The 18,815-nt window shown below is 57.8% G+C and carries 10 protein-coding genes; 4 read left to right on the top strand and 6 right to left on the bottom strand.

Features of this window, described 5'->3' with window-relative positions; all coding sequences use genetic code 11:
• Window positions 1-3 precede the first annotated feature (3 nt).
• The 5 genes from AC0L27_RS12490 to rfbC all read right to left on the bottom strand — a co-directional run bounded on the left by AC0L27_RS12490 (window position 4) and on the right by rfbC (window position 10,813).
• Window positions 4-6,945, bottom strand: coding sequence for a DUF4082 domain-containing protein (locus tag AC0L27_RS12490; protein WP_473319234.1), 6,942 nt, complete (start codon window positions 6,943-6,945; stop codon window positions 4-6).
• 444 nt (window positions 6,946-7,389) lie between these two features.
• Entirely contained in the window at window positions 7,390-8,277 is an 888-nt protein-coding gene (rfbA, locus tag AC0L27_RS12485) for a glucose-1-phosphate thymidylyltransferase RfbA (RefSeq protein ID WP_473319232.1), read from the bottom strand.
• Entirely contained in the window at window positions 8,186-9,175 is a 990-nt protein-coding gene (gene rfbD, locus AC0L27_RS12480) for a dTDP-4-dehydrorhamnose reductase (protein WP_473319230.1), read from the bottom strand. Before rfbD ends, rfbA begins: the two co-directional genes overlap by 92 nt.
• 7 nt (window positions 9,176-9,182) lie before the next feature.
• Window positions 9,183-10,241 carry a dTDP-glucose 4,6-dehydratase gene (rfbB, locus tag AC0L27_RS12475; protein ID WP_473319228.1) on the bottom strand — a complete coding sequence of 353 codons (1,059 nt, stop codon included), beginning with the start codon at window positions 10,239-10,241 and terminating at the stop codon, window positions 9,183-9,185.
• A 14-nt stretch (window positions 10,242-10,255) separates the two neighbouring features.
• Window positions 10,256-10,813, bottom strand: coding sequence for a dTDP-4-dehydrorhamnose 3,5-epimerase (gene rfbC / locus AC0L27_RS12470; protein ID WP_473319226.1), 558 nt, complete (start codon window positions 10,811-10,813; stop codon window positions 10,256-10,258).
• 348 nt (window positions 10,814-11,161) lie between these two features.
• On the opposite strand from rfbC, the gene AC0L27_RS12465 reads away from it, so the two are divergent.
• The 3 genes from AC0L27_RS12465 to AC0L27_RS12455 all read left to right on the top strand — a co-directional run bounded on the left by AC0L27_RS12465 (window position 11,162) and on the right by AC0L27_RS12455 (window position 17,154).
• Entirely contained in the window at window positions 11,162-13,495 is a 2,334-nt protein-coding gene (locus AC0L27_RS12465; RefSeq protein ID WP_473319292.1) for an AAA family ATPase, read from the top strand.
• A 47-nt stretch (window positions 13,496-13,542) separates the two neighbouring features.
• Window positions 13,543-15,579 carry a hypothetical protein gene (locus AC0L27_RS12460; RefSeq protein ID WP_473319223.1) on the top strand — a complete coding sequence of 679 codons (2,037 nt, stop codon included), beginning with the start codon at window positions 13,543-13,545 and terminating at the stop codon, window positions 15,577-15,579.
• 105 nt (window positions 15,580-15,684) lie between these two features.
• Window positions 15,685-17,154 (top strand): exopolysaccharide biosynthesis polyprenyl glycosylphosphotransferase, encoded by a 1,470-nt coding sequence (locus tag AC0L27_RS12455; RefSeq protein ID WP_473319221.1) that lies wholly within the window; start codon window positions 15,685-15,687, stop codon window positions 17,152-17,154.
• 69 nt (window positions 17,155-17,223) lie between these two features.
• Here the strand turns inward: AC0L27_RS12455 and AC0L27_RS12450 are convergent, their stop codons facing one another.
• The gene (locus tag AC0L27_RS12450) at window positions 17,224-17,592 is read right to left on the bottom strand and encodes an H-NS histone family protein (protein WP_473319218.1); all 369 of its coding nucleotides are present in this window, start codon (window positions 17,590-17,592) and stop codon (window positions 17,224-17,226) included.
• A 710-nt stretch (window positions 17,593-18,302) separates the two neighbouring features.
• On the opposite strand from AC0L27_RS12450, the gene AC0L27_RS12445 reads away from it, so the two are divergent.
• A complete protein-coding gene (locus AC0L27_RS12445) occupies window positions 18,303-18,689 on the top strand; it encodes an H-NS histone family protein (RefSeq protein WP_473319216.1) in 387 nt (128 codons plus the stop codon).
• Window positions 18,690-18,815 lie beyond the last annotated feature (126 nt).

The following is an 18,815-nucleotide window of genomic DNA, read 5'->3' as shown; positions in this document are numbered from 1 at the left end:
CTCCTATGCTGCGAGCTGCTGCCTGAAAACCACATCAACGCCGTAGCTCGTGGCGTTGTAAGTGTTGTTTGGAAATAGGCTATCCGGCCCATACGCAAACACACCGTTGCCTGCGATCGATGCCGAGGATGGAGCCGTCAGAGGTCCGTTGGTAATTGCGTTGGCGAGGAGGCCAGGATCAGCCGCGTAATTTCCGGCGGTGTGATAGGAGGCGACGTAGGTGGTTCCCGGCATGATCGTCACGGGCGTGGCAAAATTGACCTGCTGCCAGCCGCCGGCCGATTCGCTGGTAAATGTCGCGGTTGCCAGCAAATTCCCAGTGCTGCTCCAAAGATCCGCAACGTGGGTGCCCGTGTTGGACGGCCCCTTGTAAAAGCGAATGCCGACAACATCGCCTGGGGTAGACGTCTGAAACTTGACGCCCAGTTCCACTGAATTTGGATCATTGGCTGCCACAATGCTAGGCACCTGACTTGCGCTGAACAGGCTCACAGTCGTCGAAGACGCAGCGGTCACATTGAGAGCGACGGATGTACTGGCGGTGCCACCATGGCCGTCGGAGATGCTGTAGTTGAAGGACGCCGATCCCGTGTAGCCGGTCGTCGGAGTGAAGATCACGCTGTTGCTTTGGGCGTTGAAGCTGGCAACGCCATTCACACCGCCGCTCGCGCTCGTGATCGTGAGCTTATCGCCATCGGGATCGGTGTCGTTGGCAAGCAGTACCGAGGTCGGTATCGCGAAGGGGACGTTCTGCGTGGCGTAGAGGCCGCTGTCGTTCGCAGCGACTGGTAACTGGTTGGCGCCGCCGCTCAAGCTGTTGAACATGACATCCACCCAGTAGTTGGCGGCTTTGTAGGTGCTGGTCGGGAACAGATTGCTCGTTCCGTAGGTGTAGACGCCATTGATGTTGGCAGGAGCCGTGAGCGGACCACTGGTGCGAGCGGTGGTGAAGTAGCTGGTGCTGGAGGCATAGTGGCCGTTGCTGTGAAAGCTCGCGACGTAGGGGATGCCAGCGGCGATGGACACGGGATTGCTGAACGTGACGGTCTGCCAGCCACTGCTACCCTCGTTGGCGAAGGTCGCGCTCGCCAGCAGCGTACCGGTGCTGCTCCACAACACGCCCGTATGGGTCCCGGGGTCATTTGCACTCTTGTAGTACTTGATGCCGGTGATCGTGCCTGCCACGGAGGATGTGAATTGCACACCAAGGTTGACTTGCGACGTATCGGAATTCGACAGAATGGCCGGCGTGTCCGAGGTCGAGAACAGGCTCACGGATGAGGACGCTGTCGTCACCGCGAGATTGAACGTCTCGCTGGCTGACAGACCGCCGAAATCGGTGACCGATGTCTTGACGCTGAGGGTGCCAGCACTGGTGGACGTTGGTGTCCCGCTGAAGGTCCGAGTCGAGGCATCGAAGGTCAGCCATGCGGGAAGTGCCGTGCCATCGGCGGCGGTCGCTGTATAGGCGAGCGAATCCCCGGAATCGACGTCGGTGAAGGTGCCCGCAGGCAGCGTTAAGGAGAATGACGTGCCGACTGTCGCGGTCTGATCGCCGGTCTGGACGGCCAGCACTGGCGCGTCGTTGGCGCCATGAATGGTAACGGTGAACGTTGTCGATGACGTGGCGCCGGCGGTGTCGCGCATCGTGTAATTGAACACGTCGGTGAGCGTGTTGGTCGACAGCCGCAAGGCCTGCACGGCTGGATCCGTCTCGTTGACCGCGTACGTGAAGGCGCCCGAGGCATTGAGCACCAGGCTGCCGTGCGCTCCAGAGAGCGCTGAACCGAGTGTGCCACTGGTCGAGCCGAAGCTGACGGCGGTGACCGTCTTGGTATCGTTCGCATCGGGATCGGTATCGTTGGTCAGCACGTTGCCCGTGGCCGCCGTGCCACCGGTGCTGTTGTTCACCCCGCCCTTCTCGGTGGCATCACCGACGTCAGCAACCGCGGTGGGCGGCGTATTATTCGTCGTGGAGGATCCGCTGAACACGACGTCCACCCAGTAGTTGGAAGCTTTGTAGGTGCTGGTCGGGAACAGATTGCTTGTTCCGTAAGTGTAGACGCCATTATTGTTGGCAGGAGCCGTGAGTGGACCGCTGGTGCGAGCGGTGGTGAAGTAGTTGGCGGTGGCAGCATAATGGCCGTTGCTGTGAAAGCTCGCGACGTAGATGGTGCCAGCCGCGATCGACACGGGATTGCTGAACGTGACGGTCTGCCAGCCACTGCTACCCTCGTTGGCGAAGGTCGCGCTCGCCAGCAGCGTACCGGTGCTGCTCCACAACACGCCCGTATGGGTCCCGGGGTCATTTGCACTCTTGTAGTACTTGATGCCGGTGATCGTGCCTGCCACGGAGGATGTGAATTGCACACCAAGGTTGACTTGCGACGTATCGGAATTCGACAGAATGGCCGGCGTGTCCGAGGTCGAGAACAGGCTCACGGATGAGGACGCTGTCGTCACCGCGAGATTGAACGTCTCGCTGGCTGACAGACCGCCGAAATCGGTGACCGATGTCTTGACGCTGAGGGTGCCAGCACTGGTGGACGTTGGTGTCCCGCTGAAGGTCCGAGTCGAGGCATCGAAGGTCAGCCATGCGGGAAGTGCCGTGCCATCGGCGGCGGTCGCTGTATAGGCGAGCGAATCCCCGGAATCGACGTCGGTGAAGGTGCCCGCAGGCAGCGTTAAGGAGAATGACGTGCCGACTGTCGCGGTCTGATCGCCGGTCTGGACGGCCAGCACTGGCGCGTCGTTGGCGCCATGAATGGTAACGGTGAACGTTGTCGATGACGTGGCGCCGGCGGTGTCGCGCATCGTGTAATTGAACACGTCGGTGAGCGTGTTGGTCGACAGCCGCAAGGCCTGCACGGCTGGATCCGTCTCGTTGACCGCGTACGTGAAGGCGCCCGAGGCATTGAGCACCAGGCTGCCGTGCGCTCCAGAGAGCGCTGAACCGAGTGTGCCACTGGTCGAGCCGAAGCTGACGGCGGTGACCGTCTTGGTATCGTTCGCATCGGGATCGGTATCGTTGGTCAGCACGTTGCCCGTGGCCGCCGTGCCACCGGTGCTGTTGTTCACCCCGCCCTTCTCGGTGGCATCACCGACGTCAGCAACCGCGGTGGGCGGCGTATTATTCGTCGTGGAGGATCCGCTGAACACGACGTCCACCCAGTAGTTGGAAGCTTTGTAGGTGCTGGTCGGGAAAATGCTTCCGGATCCGTAGCCATAGACACCATTGCCGCTAGCCGGAGCCGTTAACTGACCGTTGGTAAGCGACGTCGTGAAATAGTTCTGCGTACCGGAATAATTACCGCTCGTGTGGTAGGACGCGACGTAGGTGGTGCCTGCCGTGATGGCCACAGGAGTGGAGAAGTTGACCTGCTGCCAGCCGCTGGCTGTCTCGTTCGTGAACGTGGCAGTCGCAAGCAGGGTACCGGTCGAGCTCCAGAGATCCGCAACATGGGGACCGGTATTCAAAGATCCCTTGTAGAAGCGCAGGCCGGTTATTGTCCCGTTCACGGATGAGGTAAACTTGACTCCAACTTCGACGGGGCTGGTATCGCCGGAATTGGGGGCCCCTGGCGCATCATTGGTGCCGAACAGACTCTGCGCAGAGACTGGATAACTGACGTTGAGCGATACCTGGCCGGACCCGCTTTGCCCGCTCGTGTCCGTGATCGTATAGGTGAAACCCGCTGTCCCGGCATAACCATTGGCAGGGGCAAAAGTCACGGTCTGATTTTGCGAATTGTAGCCTACGCTTCCATTGACCGGATTACTGACGCCACTAAGTGAGAAAGCCAATCCGGACGGGTTGGTGTCGTTCGCGAGCAGCGTTGATGCCGGAATGTTCAGCACACCATTTTGACTAACCGTGAAGCCGCTGTCCCCGTTAGCTTGTGGTGACGTCGTGCCGGAATCAGAGAAAACGACGTCGACCCAGTAATTTGCGGCCTTTGTAGAGGAAACGTCGTCGGGGAAGATCGGGCCACTGCCATAGGCAAAGACGCCGTTGAGGCTGCTGCCAGGCGCAGTGAGCGCCCCTTTCGTAAGGCCTCCATAGTTGATGAAGTAGAAATCAGTTGAGGAATAGTGGCCGGTGTTCGTGTGATAGGAAGCAACATACGTCACGCCAGCGTTCACACTGATAGGCGTGGCGAAATTAACCTGCTGCCAGCCGCTCGCCGTTTCGTTGGTGAAGGTGGCGCTCCCAAGCAGGGTGCCGTTTGTGGTCCAGAGATCACCGATGTGAGTGCCAATGTTCTCAGACGCTTTGTAGAAACGAATGCCGGTGATCTTGCCCGACACGGTGGGGACGAATTTGACACCAAGCTCAACTGAGCCGGAATCGTCGTTCGAGATCACCGTGGGCGTATCGGCAATGCTGAAGAGTGTCAGGTTGGAAGACGGATTGACGGTGTAAGTAACACCTGCAGCGGATGTTTCCAGGTTCAGGCTATCGTCTACCGCCCTGGTCTTGAGATTATATGTTCCCTGAGCGCCTGTGACGAACGTGTATGACCACGTCGCGTTCGCCGCACCGACGTTGCTGGTGGCGGGATGCCAGGTTGCGCCACCATCGGTGGAAACCTCGACTCCGGCAATCTTTCCACCCGCGTCAGTGGCCGTCCCCGTCACTGTGATCGATTGCCCCTCGGCAACAGTGGCAGCCGAGAGATTCGTGATGCCGGAGGTCGGCGCTGTAGCGTCTGTCGATTGGGTCGCGATCGTCAAGCTCGCTTGCAGCGTCCCCGGCTGAACCCCCATGTCGGCGAACAGATTGACCATCGCCTGCTGTACATTGGGATCCACCGAAGTCGCCGGCCCGTCGTGGTCGCTAGCAAGCCCCCACGACCAGTTGATTGAACCGGCCGAGAATATCAGTGCACCACTAACGGGATCCCGATGCACTACGAGATTGTGGGTCGCTGTGCCATTTGCGAACGTGTTGCCATAATCAAGGAGATACTGTCCATTCACCTGCACTGTTGAAGATGAGACATTGACCAACCCGGCTGGGCGGAATCCGTTGTCGGGTGCGACGTCCCATTCGACGCCTAATAGGCCCGGTACGAGCGAGGCGGTCTGCCCGGGAGCCGTTTGCCCGACAGCTGTATTGCGCCAGAAACGCAATTGGGTCATCGGATACGGTATCGTGATCGTGTCATACCGAAACGCGTTGACTGCGAACAATGTACCGGTCAACTCATTCGCGGGAAGAGCCGGACCGAACCGCGGATCAGCGAAATTGCCGGTCGCCCGTCCTGTCGGATCAATCAACGCGTTTGCATGCGTATCCTTGTAGCTGATGAGTGTGCGGTTGGCTGATCCGCTCCCGTCGATGCTGGGCGCCAACCTTGTTTTCCAAAAGATCTCGTTGCCTGTGAGAAACGCAAGGTTCACGCCAGCATGCGCTGCGGCCTCTACGTTAGCGCGCTGAGCTTCGGTCCAATACTCGTCATGCCCCGCGTCCATGAAGATCTTATGGTTCAGCAACAACGAGCCGTTTGTCGCAGCGTCGATTCCAGAAATGTAGGAGACATCGTACCCGTTTTGCTCGAGCCACTGAATGGCCGCAAACTCGGCCGTGAACGGGGAGTCTCCCCCCTCGGAAAAGGTTCCCTCGCCGTCACGCGTTACGAGGGGGCGATTGTAACTGACCGCGAAGGCTGATCCGTTGATGCCCGGGCCGTTCCCGAAATAAAGGTTAGCCCCTCCCCAGCCGTTGTAGGCTTGCCAGTCTTCATCACTTGTCTGGAGGACGATGTCGCTGTGCGAAGCGTCGTTCCTTATGATCAACGGGATCTGGAAAATTTCGGTGCCGTTGACGACGTTGGCGATGTAGACGCCCGAGACCGCATCGGTTGGCACGCTCCAGGAGTCGGTCACGCTCCAATTGCCGGCATCTACTAGGCCCCTAGATGGGTCCGTCAATGGAGCGGGTTGGACGATGGAAGCTGCGGCCTGATGCTGCAGGCTCGTAACCATTCTGGCACCATCACCGCCGTAATAGCCCAGCCGGTAAACATCGACGCGATAGTTCGGATTGCCGGTCAGGTTGTTGATCTTGAATTGGACCGTCCCGCCGACATTGGCGCTGATTGCTGTCGCAAATCCCTGGGTCAGATGCGAATTGCCGCCCGGCTGGATCTGCCAGACACTTTTCGGCGTACCTGGCTTCTGGTTTTCCAGTACGATGGGATTTGTGGGTGGATCGGAGACAATGGTGCCTCCCTGCCCGTCGCTTCTGAAATTCCAATTCGAGTCCATCCCCGAGAACAGCAAGGTGACATTGGCCGCACCATTGCTGAAATCGACCACGCTGATATTCGAGCTGTTGTCATAATGGACAGTCGCCGACATCGACGATGTGAAGGGCAGATCCTTCAAGTCGATGAAGTTCTCTGGCGAAAGCGGTGCCCCCGGCGATGAACCGGCAATCAACCCCTGGAACTTGGCCGACTGGTCGAGGACAAGCGTGCCAACCCCGGTGTCGAACGACACGGTTATGCCGGAGAACGATCCATTCAAGAATTGCCCCGAAACCGAACCTCCGATCTCCAGGATCGCCTTGTCTGAAATTTCGAAAGACACCGTGCCGCTGACGTCACCCTTGAAGTCCCCCGCAGCAATGCGATTGCCAAGGAATGCCCCAGCGTCGACAGTCCCATTGTTCACTGCATCGTCTTCGACGATAAAGGGCGACCCGGCACCGAACGAAAGCGTCGCGCCTGCATCAACGACCAGGCTCTCGATATCAACGCGGGCCGTGCTGGTGACGACATACGCTCCCGCTGCATCGAGGAAGGCAGAGCCAATGATGCCCGGGACGCCGGCGCTCCAGTTCGTAGCGACATTCCAGACTCCGTCCCTCGAATCGGTCCAGTGAGTGGTGCCCGGTGTCGAAACCGATGATGATGTCGGCGGCGTCCCTCCGTTTGCCATAGATGGGAACGTCGGGACCAAACCCAGATGGCGGCTCGTCAAAGACGTCGAAGACAGCAGAGCAGACAATCGCGACTGGGAACATGCCGCGAAGAGGCGGGGCACAACGCAGCGTAGGTCCGGCGGGTCGCCCGGTCTGGCCGGAGACGACTGCGAGAAGAAAGTGGCGTCACTTGGTAGCAAATTAGCAAACGGCGGATCCCACCGGCCGGGCGGATCGGAGCCATCGAATGCATTCCCGAACGAGGCTTCTCGCCAAAAGGCGGGAATATCTTCCCCTGGAAAAACGGCCCGGGCTCCCCGACCGAAGACGCTCGCCTTTTGAATCAGCATGGCTATACCGATTAAATAAATCGTCAATATATATTTTAATTCTATTTTAAACTGCCCGTCAATTCAATACGCATAGATTTAACATAACTCCAAATATCGGCTGAGGGGCGTTTAGTGCGAAACGAAATGCGGTAGCCGAGTGATTTCGTTTAGATATTTGCCGTAGCCGCTCTTCTCCAACGGTTGCGCCAGCGCGAGAAGTTGATCACGATTGATGAAGCCGAGTCTGAAGGCGACCTCCTCGAGACAGGCGATCTTCATTCCCTGCCGCTTTTCCAGGGTCTGCACGAACGTCCCGGCATCGATAAGCGACTCAACCGTGCCGGTATCCAGCCAGGCGAAGCCCCGCCCCATGCGCTCAACATGTAGCGTTTTGGCCGCAAGGTAGCGCATCTGAAGATCGGTAATCTCGAGCTCTCCGCGCGACGATGGCTCGACGCGACGAGCGTAGCGGACAACGCGATTATCGAAGAAATACAGCCCGGTGATTGCCCAATTCGAAGCTGGCCGTCTGGGTTTCTCCTCGATCGATACTGGGCGGTCCGCCTCATCAAACGCGACGACGCCGTAACGTTCTGGGTCCCGCACGTGATAAGCAAAAACTGTTGCGCCTTCCTCACGTCCTGCCGCCCTGGCAAGCAGTTCGCTCAGGCCATCGCCGAAGAAAATATTGTCACCAAGCACCATCGCCACACGATCGCTTCCGATGAAATCGGCACCAACAATGAAAGCGTCCGCGAGACCGGAGGGACGGGTTTGCTCCGCGTAGCTGAGCCGAATGCCCCACTGGCTGCCGTTCCCCAGCAACAGCTCGAACTGACACCGGTCTGAAGGCGTGGTGATAATCAGAATCTCGCGGATCCCTGCCAACATCAGCGTCGACAGGGGATAGTAGATCATCGGCTTGTCATAGATCGGGAGCAACTGCTTGCTGACCACGCGCGTGATCGGATAGAGGCGCGTTCCGCTGCCGCCAGCCAGCACGATTCCCTTCAACATCGGTTTCTCCTTCTCCGACTAGCTGGTCGAGACAGGCTTCGAGTGAATGGCGCCAAGGCGGCAATCGAATCCCGAACACGCGTTCGGCCTTGGATGAATCCAGGCGCGAGTTTCGAGGCCGACGCGCAGCGGTCGGAAACTCTTCAGTCGTGATCGCCTCGAGCGTCGGAACCCGCGCTCCACGACGGGAAAGCTCGTCGAAGATTGCCTTCGCAAAGTCGTGCCAGCTTGTCTCGCCTTGACCGGCGAGATGAAAGATGCCGGCCGCGGCCCTGCGATCGACTGTTACTGACCGTTCTGCGATCTGAAGGACAGCCTCCGCGAGGTCGTATGCGTAGGTCGGATTTCCCTGTTGATCCCGGACAACCCTTGCGATGGGTTGCGTCTCGCATAACCGCAACATCGTTCGAACGAAGTTGCTGCCGTAGGGGCTGTAAAGCCACGAGCATCTGATCACGGTCGCGAGCGGATGCGCGGCCAATACAGCAGCTTCGCCGGCAAGCTTCGACGCGCCGTAGACATTTAACGGCGCGGGAATGTCGCTTTCGTCGTACGCATCCAATTTTGCGCCGTCGAACACATAGTCGGTCGAGAGATGGATGAGTGGAATATTGATCTGCCAAGCGACATTTGCCAGCGCTGCCGCACCATCGCGGTTGATGCTGAACACTTTCGCCGCTTCAGATTCGGCCCGATCGACCGCCGTATAAGCGGCCGTATTGATGATTGCAGACGGCGCGATCGATGCGATGAGCTCGTCGATCCCTTCGCGGTTCTCCAGATCGAGTTCTCGGTGCCCGAGAGCCACCGCGGGCAGACCGCGCATCGCAGCGAGATCACGAAGACACTTTGCCAACTGACCGTTCCGCCCGGCAATGAGGATGGGTCGATCTGTCATCTTCACCTCAATGTTGAGCAGCGAGCAGACCCAGACGCGAGCCGTCATAGACACCGCAGCGAGCACGCTGCCACCATGCACGATTGTCGAGATACCATCCGACTGTTTCGGCCAAGCCCTGTTCGAAGGTTCTCGTCGGTTCCCAGCCTAGTTCGCGATGTGCCTTCGACGCGTCGATCGCATAGCGCGCATCATGTCCTGGACGATCCGGCACGAACCTTATGAGAGATCGTCTCGCTCCCGCGCCCGGGGATAACCGATCCACCACGTCACAAATCCGGGTGACCACCTCCAGGTTGGATCGCTGGCCATCTCCGCCGAAATTGTACTTCTCGCCCGGTCTTCCTTCGTCCAGAAGTCTTATCAAGCCAGCGGCATGATCATCGACGTGAAGCCAGTCGCGAATATTTCTGCCGTCGCCATAGACCGGTAGCGGCTTCCGGTCGAGCGCATTGATGATCGTCAGCGGGATGAGCTTTTCCGGGAACTGGTACGGCCCGTAGTTGTTCGAACAATTCGATACGATGACCGGAAGACCGTAGGTTCGAAACCACGCGAGTGCGAGGTGGTCCGAGGCCGCCTTGCTCGCCGAATATGGCGAACTCGGCCTGTAGGGCGTGTCCTCGCGAAACAAGTCCTCCGGGCCCAATGACCCGTAGACTTCGTCTGTCGATACGTGGATGAAGCGGAACTGCTTGCGCCGCGGAAGCGGCAAACGTTCGTAGTAGGTCCTGGCCGCCTGCAACAGCGTGTAGGTACCAACTATATTGGTGCTGACGAAGGCCTCGGGTCCGGTGATCGAACGGTCGACGTGGCTTTCGGCGGCCAGGTGTATGATCGCATCCGGCTCGTAGTCGGCGAACGCGAGATCCATAGCGTCTCGATCGCAGATGTCGGACTGCAGAAATGCATAAGACCCCAGCCCCTCGATGCTCGTCAGCGAAGTCAGGTCGGCTGCGTATGTCAACTTGTCGATGTTGACCACAGCGGCACTGGTCTGCAGCACCAAACGGCGACACACAGCAGAACCGATGAAGCCCGCTCCGCCGGTCACTAGGATACGCATTCTACTCATCTCCACTATTCGAAAATGCAAGCAAGCTGGTTGAGCGTAGGCAAAATCTGGTCCTTTGGCGATATCTGAGCCTCTGACGGTGTGACGGGCCACTTGATCGCTAGTGCGGGATCAGCCCAATAGACGCCGCCGTCATGGCTCGGCGCGTAGACCTGATCGACCTTGTACAAGACCACGGTCTTGGGCTGCAGCGTACAGAAACCATGCGCGAATCCCTTCGGAATGAACACCTGCTCACCGCTTTCGCTATCCAACTGGATGGCGATATGCTTGCCAAAGTCGGGCGATGAACGTCGGAGATCAACGGCAATATCGAGAATGGCCCCATTCAACACCCGTATGAGCTTGGCCTGGGCGAAAGGCGGTCGCTGGAAATGCAAGCCGCGCACCGTGCCGATCCGATCTGAGCTGGACTGATTTTCCTGAACGAAGTCATGCAAGATTCCCTTCTCAGCAAAAGCCGATCGCTGAAAGGTCTCACAGAAGTAGCCGCGGCCGTCGGAAATGCGATCTGCTCGAATTACTTTGACATCGGGGATAGCCAAGGATCGCAGTTCCAGCATTAGGCACCTCCTGCCGGTCCTTAATTTCGATCGGGTTTCAAGCAGCGGACCATAATCATCGATAGAATTAATTTTTCCGTCCGCCAATCCGCCTCTGAACGCTCACATTATTTTCGATCCAAATACGATGTGCTGCAAGCTACGGAAATATCGTCTGTTTTGTCGGCACCGCGCCGGGGCGACTGCCTCGTCCTTATTTGTATCCCACCTAATTAATATATGATTTATTTAATTTGGCAAGCAGATTTTTTTAATGTATATAATCACCCGGCGCCCGGACGTCCTGCCTGAACGTTGGTCTACGGGCGGGGCGGCCCCAACGTGACCCCATCGTCGGACAGGTACGTGATGCTCCAGAACAATCTTCAACACACGGACAGACTGCGGCTGCCGGTGAACCTGGCTCAACCCGCTCAGGCAGACGGCGGAGGAATCAGCGACGTCATCAATTACGGCGTCGGGCTTCTACGACGCCAATATTTCGTAATCCTTGTCACTGCTACACTCGCAACTGCGGCCAGCATGCTCTATCTCCGTTTGGTGACTCCAACCTATACGGCGCAGGTTCAGATCCTGTTGGCTAATCCAAGGCCCCTATTTGTCCAGCAGCAATCACTGCTCGCCGAGACGGCTTTCGATCTCAATCAAATCGAGACCCAGCTTCAGCTCCTGAGATCAAAGGCCACTGCGGTCGCGGTCATCGACCAGTTGAAACTGGCTGACGATCCGGACTTTAGTGCGTCAGGACTATCTCTACAGTCGCTCTGGCAACGAATTCGGTCATGGGCACCGACTGGATCGAGGAAGGATGACCCGCCCGATACGAAGGGCGAACCATCGGACGCTCTCGTAGACGCATTTCTGAGTCGGCTTTCAACAGGACGTGTCGGGTTCAGCAACGTCATTGAAATCAATTTCAGTTCGAGCAACGCAGCCCGAGCCGCGGAGATCGTCAACGCGGTAGCCAATACCTATGTTGCGGACCAGCTCAATGCGAAATTCGATGCCAATCGCAGGGCAACAAGCTGGCTGCAGGAGAGGCTGCGCGATCTCGGTGACCAAGCCCTCGCTGCACAACGTGCCGTCGATGTCTACAAGGCCCAGAACAATATCGTGTCTTTGGACGGAAAGCCCATCGACGAGCGGCAGATCACAGAAATCAACAATCGACTGGCTGCCGCACGCGCCCAGACCTCTGAGGCCACGGCCAAATTGGCTCGGTATGAATCTCTCCTTACCTCCGATCCGCAAAAGCCGCCCCCGATGATCAATCTGGATGCTATCGGGGCCGATGCGACAAACAGTCAGATCATTACGGGGCTCCGCCAACAATATCTGGAACTCACGCGGCGAGAGGCCGAGTTGACAGCCAGGGTCGGTCGCGACCACCTGGCGGTTGTCAGTGTCCGTAACCGCATCCGGGAATTTCGCGCCTCCATCTTCGACGAGGTCAAGAGACTTGCCGAAGTCAGCCGAAGCGAATTCGAGTTCGCCAAACAGCGGCAGGAAGAAATCGAAAAGCAGCTGGCCAAGGCCGTCTCTCAGTCCCGTTCAGTCAATTCTGCTGAGCTGACTATCAAGGATCTGGAGAGCCGAGCAAAGGGCTTGCGGAGCTTGCACGAGACTTTCCTGCAGCGTTACATGGGCTCTGCACAGCAGGAGACATTCCCCATCTCGGAAACGCGGGTCGTTTTTCCTGCTTCGCCGCCGCCGAGCAAGAGCAAGCCTAAGACAAGGTTGGTGCTGACGCTCGGGATCCTCGGCGGTCTCGCGCTGGGCATCGGCTTGGCGCTGCTCAGAGACGTCATGGACCGCGTCTTTCGTACCTCTTCACAAGTGGAAACCGTGCTGGAATTGCCTTGCATTTCTTCGGTCCCATTGCTACCGGCCGGCAAATCCCCGAAGCCATCAGTTCGTCTCCAGCAAACCGATGATGATGTTCAGCAACGGATAGTTTCGTCGCCGACCGCAGTTCATCGGACCGTGGTCGGGATGCCGCTTTCTCGATATACCGAGGCAATTCGCTCCATCAAGCTAGCCATCGACCACAATCCGGCAAAAATCTCCTCCCAGATCATCGGGATTACCTCGGCCCTACCGAATGAGGGCAAGACCACGATTGCTGCCTCGCTCGCGCAATTGATCGGGCACACGGGCAAGAAAGCCATCATCGTCGATTGCGACCTCAGGAATCCCTCGCTATCTGCTATCTTTGCGCCCAAAGCCCTCGCCGGAATCATCGAAGTTGCAAACGGCAGCCGCTCCCTCACGGACGCAATTTGGCGGGATCCGACAACCAATCTTGCATTTCTACCCGCCGTGCGGCGGGGACCTCTGCTTCACACCAGCGAAATTCTTTGCGCCGACGCGATAAGCAAGTTGTTCGACCGTTTGCGAGCTGACTATGACTACGTCATCGTCGACCTTCCTCCCCTGACCCCGCTAGTTGATGTCCGAGCCACTTCATCTCTAATAGACTGCTACATTCTCGTTGTTGAATGGGGCCGGACCAAAATAGATGTCGTGCAGCACGCATTGCACACGGCACCCAACATTCACGAATCGCTGATTGGGGCGGTTCTCAGCAAAACGGATACCAAGGCCATGGCTCGATATGACGGACATCGGAGCTACTACTATCATGATAGCCACTACATCCGTTATGGTCTTTCCGGGTCTTAAGGCTGTCTCGTAGCGGCTCCACGTTCTCCGGCTAGCGGATCAGCGGAGTGGCCGCACCACAAGATGGTGTTTACATGATTATCCGGCTTGTCATGTTAGCCGAGTTAGTGGCGATCATCGCGGCGCTCGCAATGCCAGAAAGCCTGCAAATCAGGATATTGGCGTCGTTCGTACTTGCAACGGCTGCGCTGGTCGTTGCGATCGTTCCATCATCCGCCTCCCTCGGGCTCGCCAAGCTGCTCCGGCCTGGTCTCGGCGTTGTGCTTGCGGCTCCGGCGCTCTGGATGGCGTCACAGGCAGTGCCGATGCCTATGGGCACGCTCGGCAATGCCATCTGGGCAACTGCATCGGCGGCCTTGAACGAACCCCTCGCCGAAATAATCACGGTCGATACCGGGGCGACGATGTTCTCGTTCGCCCAGTATTGCGCTGTGCTCGCCGCTGCCCTTGTCACTGCCGTCGTCACACTTGACCGATATCGTGCAGCGCAAGTCCTGCATATCCTGCTGTTGATAGCCACGATCACCACAGCTATGTGGTTCGGTAAGGAAACTGCTGGTGTCGCCGGGCCCGATGGCTCAACCGTCGCAGTGCTCGGCCTCTTGCTCTCCTGCGCGACGGCAATACGCGCAGTCGATCAATTTCGGCGCCGCAGTCGGCCAGGAACAATTGGGCCAGCCCCGCTCCCAGCTCTGTCCGCCGCGATCATCGCAATGACTGTCTGCATGGCCGCGCTGCTCATTCGGGCCAACTCGACCGCCGTCGTTGCCGCGCTCCTCGGATCAGGAATCCTGCTCTCGGTGTTCGCAATTCGCAGGTGGTTCTTCGGTTTGTGGGGTACCGCTGGCGTTCTCGCAACCGCCGTAATATTTCTTATTGCCAGCGTGACGGTCATTCCGTTCAGGACGAACACCGATCTGACGATCGCTTTGTCAACGAGCAGCCAGATCGCGACAGAACGGATGCTACAGGACGTCCGACCGGCGGGATCCGGTGCAGGCGCTTCGGCCGTTCTTTTGCCGATTTATCGGGACATCGGAAGCGGTGCGCTGCGAGAAAGGCCAACGGCCGCCGCCGCAATTGTTGTGGATATGGGGTGGGCGTTCCTTTGCGGTCTCGTGGTTGTAGCAATGCTCGGCGCTTGTATTCTGATCAGGCGGTCTCTGTCGCGAGCTTACGATTACGTGTACCCAGCCTTGGGCGCTGGCGCTTCGATTACACTGACGGTACTGGCCTTTGCCGACCATGAAATTTTGGATTTGGGCGCATCACTTTTGATCGCCGCGGTTTTTGGACTTGCGTTGGGTCAAAGCGTCCCCGGCGCACGCCGTGACGCCATATCCCCGGGATCGAAAGAGACTTCAGATTGGATGGGCGGTCCAGCTCCGGCATCTCGTCCAAAATTCGCGTCAGCGCTTGTCACCGCCTGGCCCCGCGTTGCTCTGATGGTTCTTGGTATCACACTGCTCGTGCAGGCAATTTGGATGCTCTTGCCCGCCTGGTATCTCGGTGGTCATTCTTCTTTGCCGACAGGCGTATTGACCGCCGCATGGCCGAATGCGATCTCGAAACCGGCTTCAGTTGCGGCAGCACGTGAAGACCTATGGATCCGAGGAGAATCGAGATCCAGCTGGGATCCGGCATTATCCGCAGACGAGCAAAAGACGGCTCTTCCGGTGGCTTCGAATGCGTTTGCCCGTGCATTACGCTCTTCGCCGTTTCGCGGCGACATTTGGCTCATGCTCGCGGCGGCATCGAAGCATGATTTGACCCGGTCTGGGACGGCAGCGATGCTCAAGATGTCGTACTATACCGCGCCGAATGATTTGGATCTGCTTCCGTTACGGCTATCCGTCGCGTTCGCCACAGACGCTGTGGTATGGGAGCTTGAATTCCGTGACTTGATCAAGCGCGACGTCAGTTTCATCGTTACGCATCGGCCTGCCCTCAGGCCGGCGCTTGTGGCTGCATACCGGTTAGCCTCAGCCGACGGGAAGGTCTATCTCGAGAACCTGATTTCGGAGCTGGATCCGTCGTACCTCGACAGCATGCGCGCGCGGAATTCCCGACAGGGATCTCGATAGGTCTCCGAGCAGTGCGACACATTAAATAGCCAAACGAGTATTTTTTCTCTTGAAAGATCGGATTAATTAATAATATATTAAATATTAACCGCAGGTGTCCTGACAATGAATTTCGTGAACCGACATTTCCCCGATCGGGAGGTTACGGATCGTGTCAGTCCCGGGCCGTCACTATCCCGCCAGCACAAATGGCCCCTCCGGTACGACTCGATCGAATACGTGGCGCTCTGTGCGGATATTGCGACCATTCTTTTTGCTAGCGTCGTTTCGATGTGGGTGAGCCAAGCTCAGAGTGGATGGGCTGCAGGCGACTTAAGCAACGCACTTGGCCTGGCGCTAGTCAGCGCAACATGTCTCGTTTGCCTCTTGAAGACGCACGGCCTTTATCGGCCGGCCGAGCTCCTCGTCCTGCGAAGTCAGATGCGCGCCGTCTGGATTGCATGGGCGTCATTGTTGTTCTTGATATGGGCCGGGTACGGTTTTGCAATTGGTTCGGGCTCTTCTCACCAAGCGGGCACACTTTTCGCTGTCCTGGGCCTGGGCTTGCTTATGGCCGAGCGGTGGGGAGTGAGAGCGCTTCTCGGGAAGGGCCTGAGCGGCAGAAAATTTGCCAGCACAAACATTGTTCTGGTCAGCGACCAGCCGCTATCGAAAAACGCCGGACTGTCTGAAACGCTGGCGATGCATGGCTATTGTGTCCGAGGCCGGTTCAGCTTGCCCCCAATCGGCTTCGGTCCTGCCTGTCGAAGGCGGCTCACGGTTCGCGTGATCGACTACATTCGCAGCTCCGAGCTCGACCAAGTGGTGGTGGAAGCGAACCCGGAGCGATGGCCCGAACTTCGGGCCTTCGTTGCCGACTTGCGGGTGTTGCCGCTGCCGGTTGTGTTCGTGCCGGTCGGTACGACCTCCGAATTGCTTCGACACCCTACGCGAAGCCTTGGAAGTGCGGTTTGCGTGGAACTCCAGCGTGGGCCGCTTACCCAGCTGGACTGTGCGACCAAACGAATCATTGATCTTTTCTGCGCCGCGCTCGCCTTGACGATATTTGCCCCGCTGCTTGTGCTGGCCGCACTTGCAATCAAGCTGGACTCGCCCGGCCCCATATTCTTTCGACAACAACGCTGTGGTTTTAATGGCCGGATCTTCCTGATCCGCAAATTCCGGACGATGCATGTACTCGAGGACGGACCCGCGATCCTTCAGGCCCATCGCCTCGACCGACGCGTTACCCGCGTCGGCAAATGGCTGCGTCGGACAAGCTTCGATGAACTGCCACAGCTGTTAAATGTTCTCGACGGCAGCATGTCGCTGGTAGGTCCGCGTCCTCATGCCTTGGCTCACGACGGAGAATTTGACAAGCTCGTGCGGAACTACGCCCTGCGCCGCAGGGTCAGGCCAGGACTGACCGGATGGGCCCAAGTCCATGGCTGCCGCGGTCCAACCCCCACAGCCATCACGGTCGAAACACGCGTACAATACGATCTCTGGTACATCGACAACTGGAGCCTTCGGCTTGATCTCGTAATCCTGCTGCGAACTCCCCTCGAAGTGCTGCGGGGACGCAACGCCTATTAGGCCCACAGGATCACGGGCACTGCGGCGGCCATTTAACCCCAGCCACCCCGTCGAACAGTGCAGATCAGGTTACGCGCGCTGACGAAGCTTCGGACTTGCATCTCCTATGCGAAAGTCCTCAATTCTCCGGCCAGACTTCACGGCAGCAACCAACCACCGCGGCCGCTTGCCGCGCCCCGACCAGGTCTCGGAGGTCTGGGGGTTCCGGTATTTCGGCAGCACACGCGGATATTTGCGTCTCGCCTTGGCAGTCGGAGACACTCCCGGTCCGCTTGAGTCCGCCAAAACAGCCACCCCGCCCCCGAGAACCGCCAAGCGCTTCTCCAATTCGTGCTTTTCTGCCTTAATCCGATCCGATAAGATCCCGCTAATTTCCTCATGAAGCGACCAGAGATCGTCAAGGGACATTGATTCTAATTCGAGTTTCTTAGTTGGCATGCTCGCATCCTGTAGTTGCGCCAAACTTAATATGCCCCAGATCGACATTAATCAAGATGGTGAACTCGATTTACCCAACAAAGTGTATGGAACCGGACTTAAATCCGCATTCCAGATAACCGCGTCGCAACAGCCAATCAAGCCAAAACAATGGGCTATCCGCATAATTTAATCGCGGAGGGGTAAATTTCACACGCCCAGCGGGCAGCCGTGGAACCATTCAAGCGAACTGATATGACGGGATCGCATCAAGCGCCCGACGCGTCACCCGCGAAGCATATTCTCGATGAATATGGTTGGCGTAGGCTGTCCTTTGTTCTGGCAATCTCGATATTGCAGCCTTCGGATATGCGCGGAGCGCCAACGAACTCAATGTCCCTCAGCGCTACCCGCCTGAACTCGATTTGAGCTTCAGGTCCCGAATGTCCGAGGGTGCAGCCGGGGAAGGATGCTCCGAGTCGAAGACGCCGAGAGGAACTCGATTGAGATACTCCCCTTTCTTGCTTTGCAGCAAGTCGTTGATCTGCCTATCTCCATTTAATAAAATACCCCTAGCAATAATTATTAAATAATATACTATTTATTTATTGTAGCGTCGATTTGAAGCACTGGCTTTGGTCCATCGTTATTTGGGCGTTCGGGCAATGATGTGCTCGTCAGCTGAGAACGACAGTTGGATCAGGCGTCAGTCAAACGGTGACGAGAATGCTATGCGGCGGCAAGATCTCGAAGCCATGGACTTTGAGGAACTCTGGCTCCTTCACGAAGAGCTGACAAAGATACTTGCCGAAAAGATCACAGTCGAGAAGCGAGAGCTCGAAAAACGTCTTGCACAACTCAACCAGCCGGATCAATTCGGTGAAGCTGAAAGCCGGGCCGCCAGCGCCGGAACAAGCGAGCCGCCGCGACGCAAATACCCAAAAGTCGTGCCAAAATACTTCAATCCACTCCGCCCGACAGAGACTTGGTCGGGACGCGGTAAACAGCCTCGCTGGCTCGTTGCCGCGCTCCAATCGGGGCACACGCTCGAAGAGTTCAGGATTCGCGAGAACGACGAGTCGCCTGGTCGGAATGCGGGTGGTCAAGGGCATTCCTAGCACTGCACAAATGTTTGGCCTGAGGATTCCGGAAATCTGCCCACCTAATGCGCCCTCTGGAGGCGGCTGATGGAATCCGTTCCGTTGAGGAATCTCCAATCCCCCCGAAGGCGCTCGTGTGTTGTT

Source organism: Bradyrhizobium sp. Ken51, from assembly GCF_055807435.1.
This window is presented reverse-complemented; position numbering and strand designations above follow the sequence as displayed.

What these genes read in the sequence shown, in the direction of transcription:
- AC0L27_RS12465 (WP_473319292.1), top strand. Translation starts at nt 11,162, where the DNA reads ATGCTCCAGAACAATCTTCAACACACGGACAGACTGCGGCTGCCGGTG.
- rfbA (WP_473319232.1), bottom strand. Translation starts at nt 8,277, where the DNA reads ATGTTGAAGGGAATCGTGCTGGCTGGCGGCAGCGGAACGCGCCTCTAT.
- rfbD (WP_473319230.1), bottom strand. Translation starts at nt 9,175, where the DNA reads ATGACAGATCGACCCATCCTCATTGCCGGGCGGAACGGTCAGTTGGCA.
- AC0L27_RS12490 (WP_473319234.1), bottom strand. Translation starts at nt 6,945, where the DNA reads ATGGCAAACGGAGGGACGCCGCCGACATCATCATCGGTTTCGACACCG.
- rfbB (WP_473319228.1), bottom strand. Translation starts at nt 10,241, where the DNA reads ATGCGTATCCTAGTGACCGGCGGAGCGGGCTTCATCGGTTCTGCTGTG.
- rfbC (WP_473319226.1), bottom strand. Translation starts at nt 10,813, where the DNA reads ATGCTGGAACTGCGATCCTTGGCTATCCCCGATGTCAAAGTAATTCGA.
- AC0L27_RS12450 (WP_473319218.1), bottom strand. Translation starts at nt 17,592, where the DNA reads ATGCCAACTAAGAAACTCGAATTAGAATCAATGTCCCTTGACGATCTC.
- AC0L27_RS12455 (WP_473319221.1), top strand. Translation starts at nt 15,685, where the DNA reads ATGAATTTCGTGAACCGACATTTCCCCGATCGGGAGGTTACGGATCGT.
- AC0L27_RS12445 (WP_473319216.1), top strand. Translation starts at nt 18,303, where the DNA reads ATGCGGCGGCAAGATCTCGAAGCCATGGACTTTGAGGAACTCTGGCTC.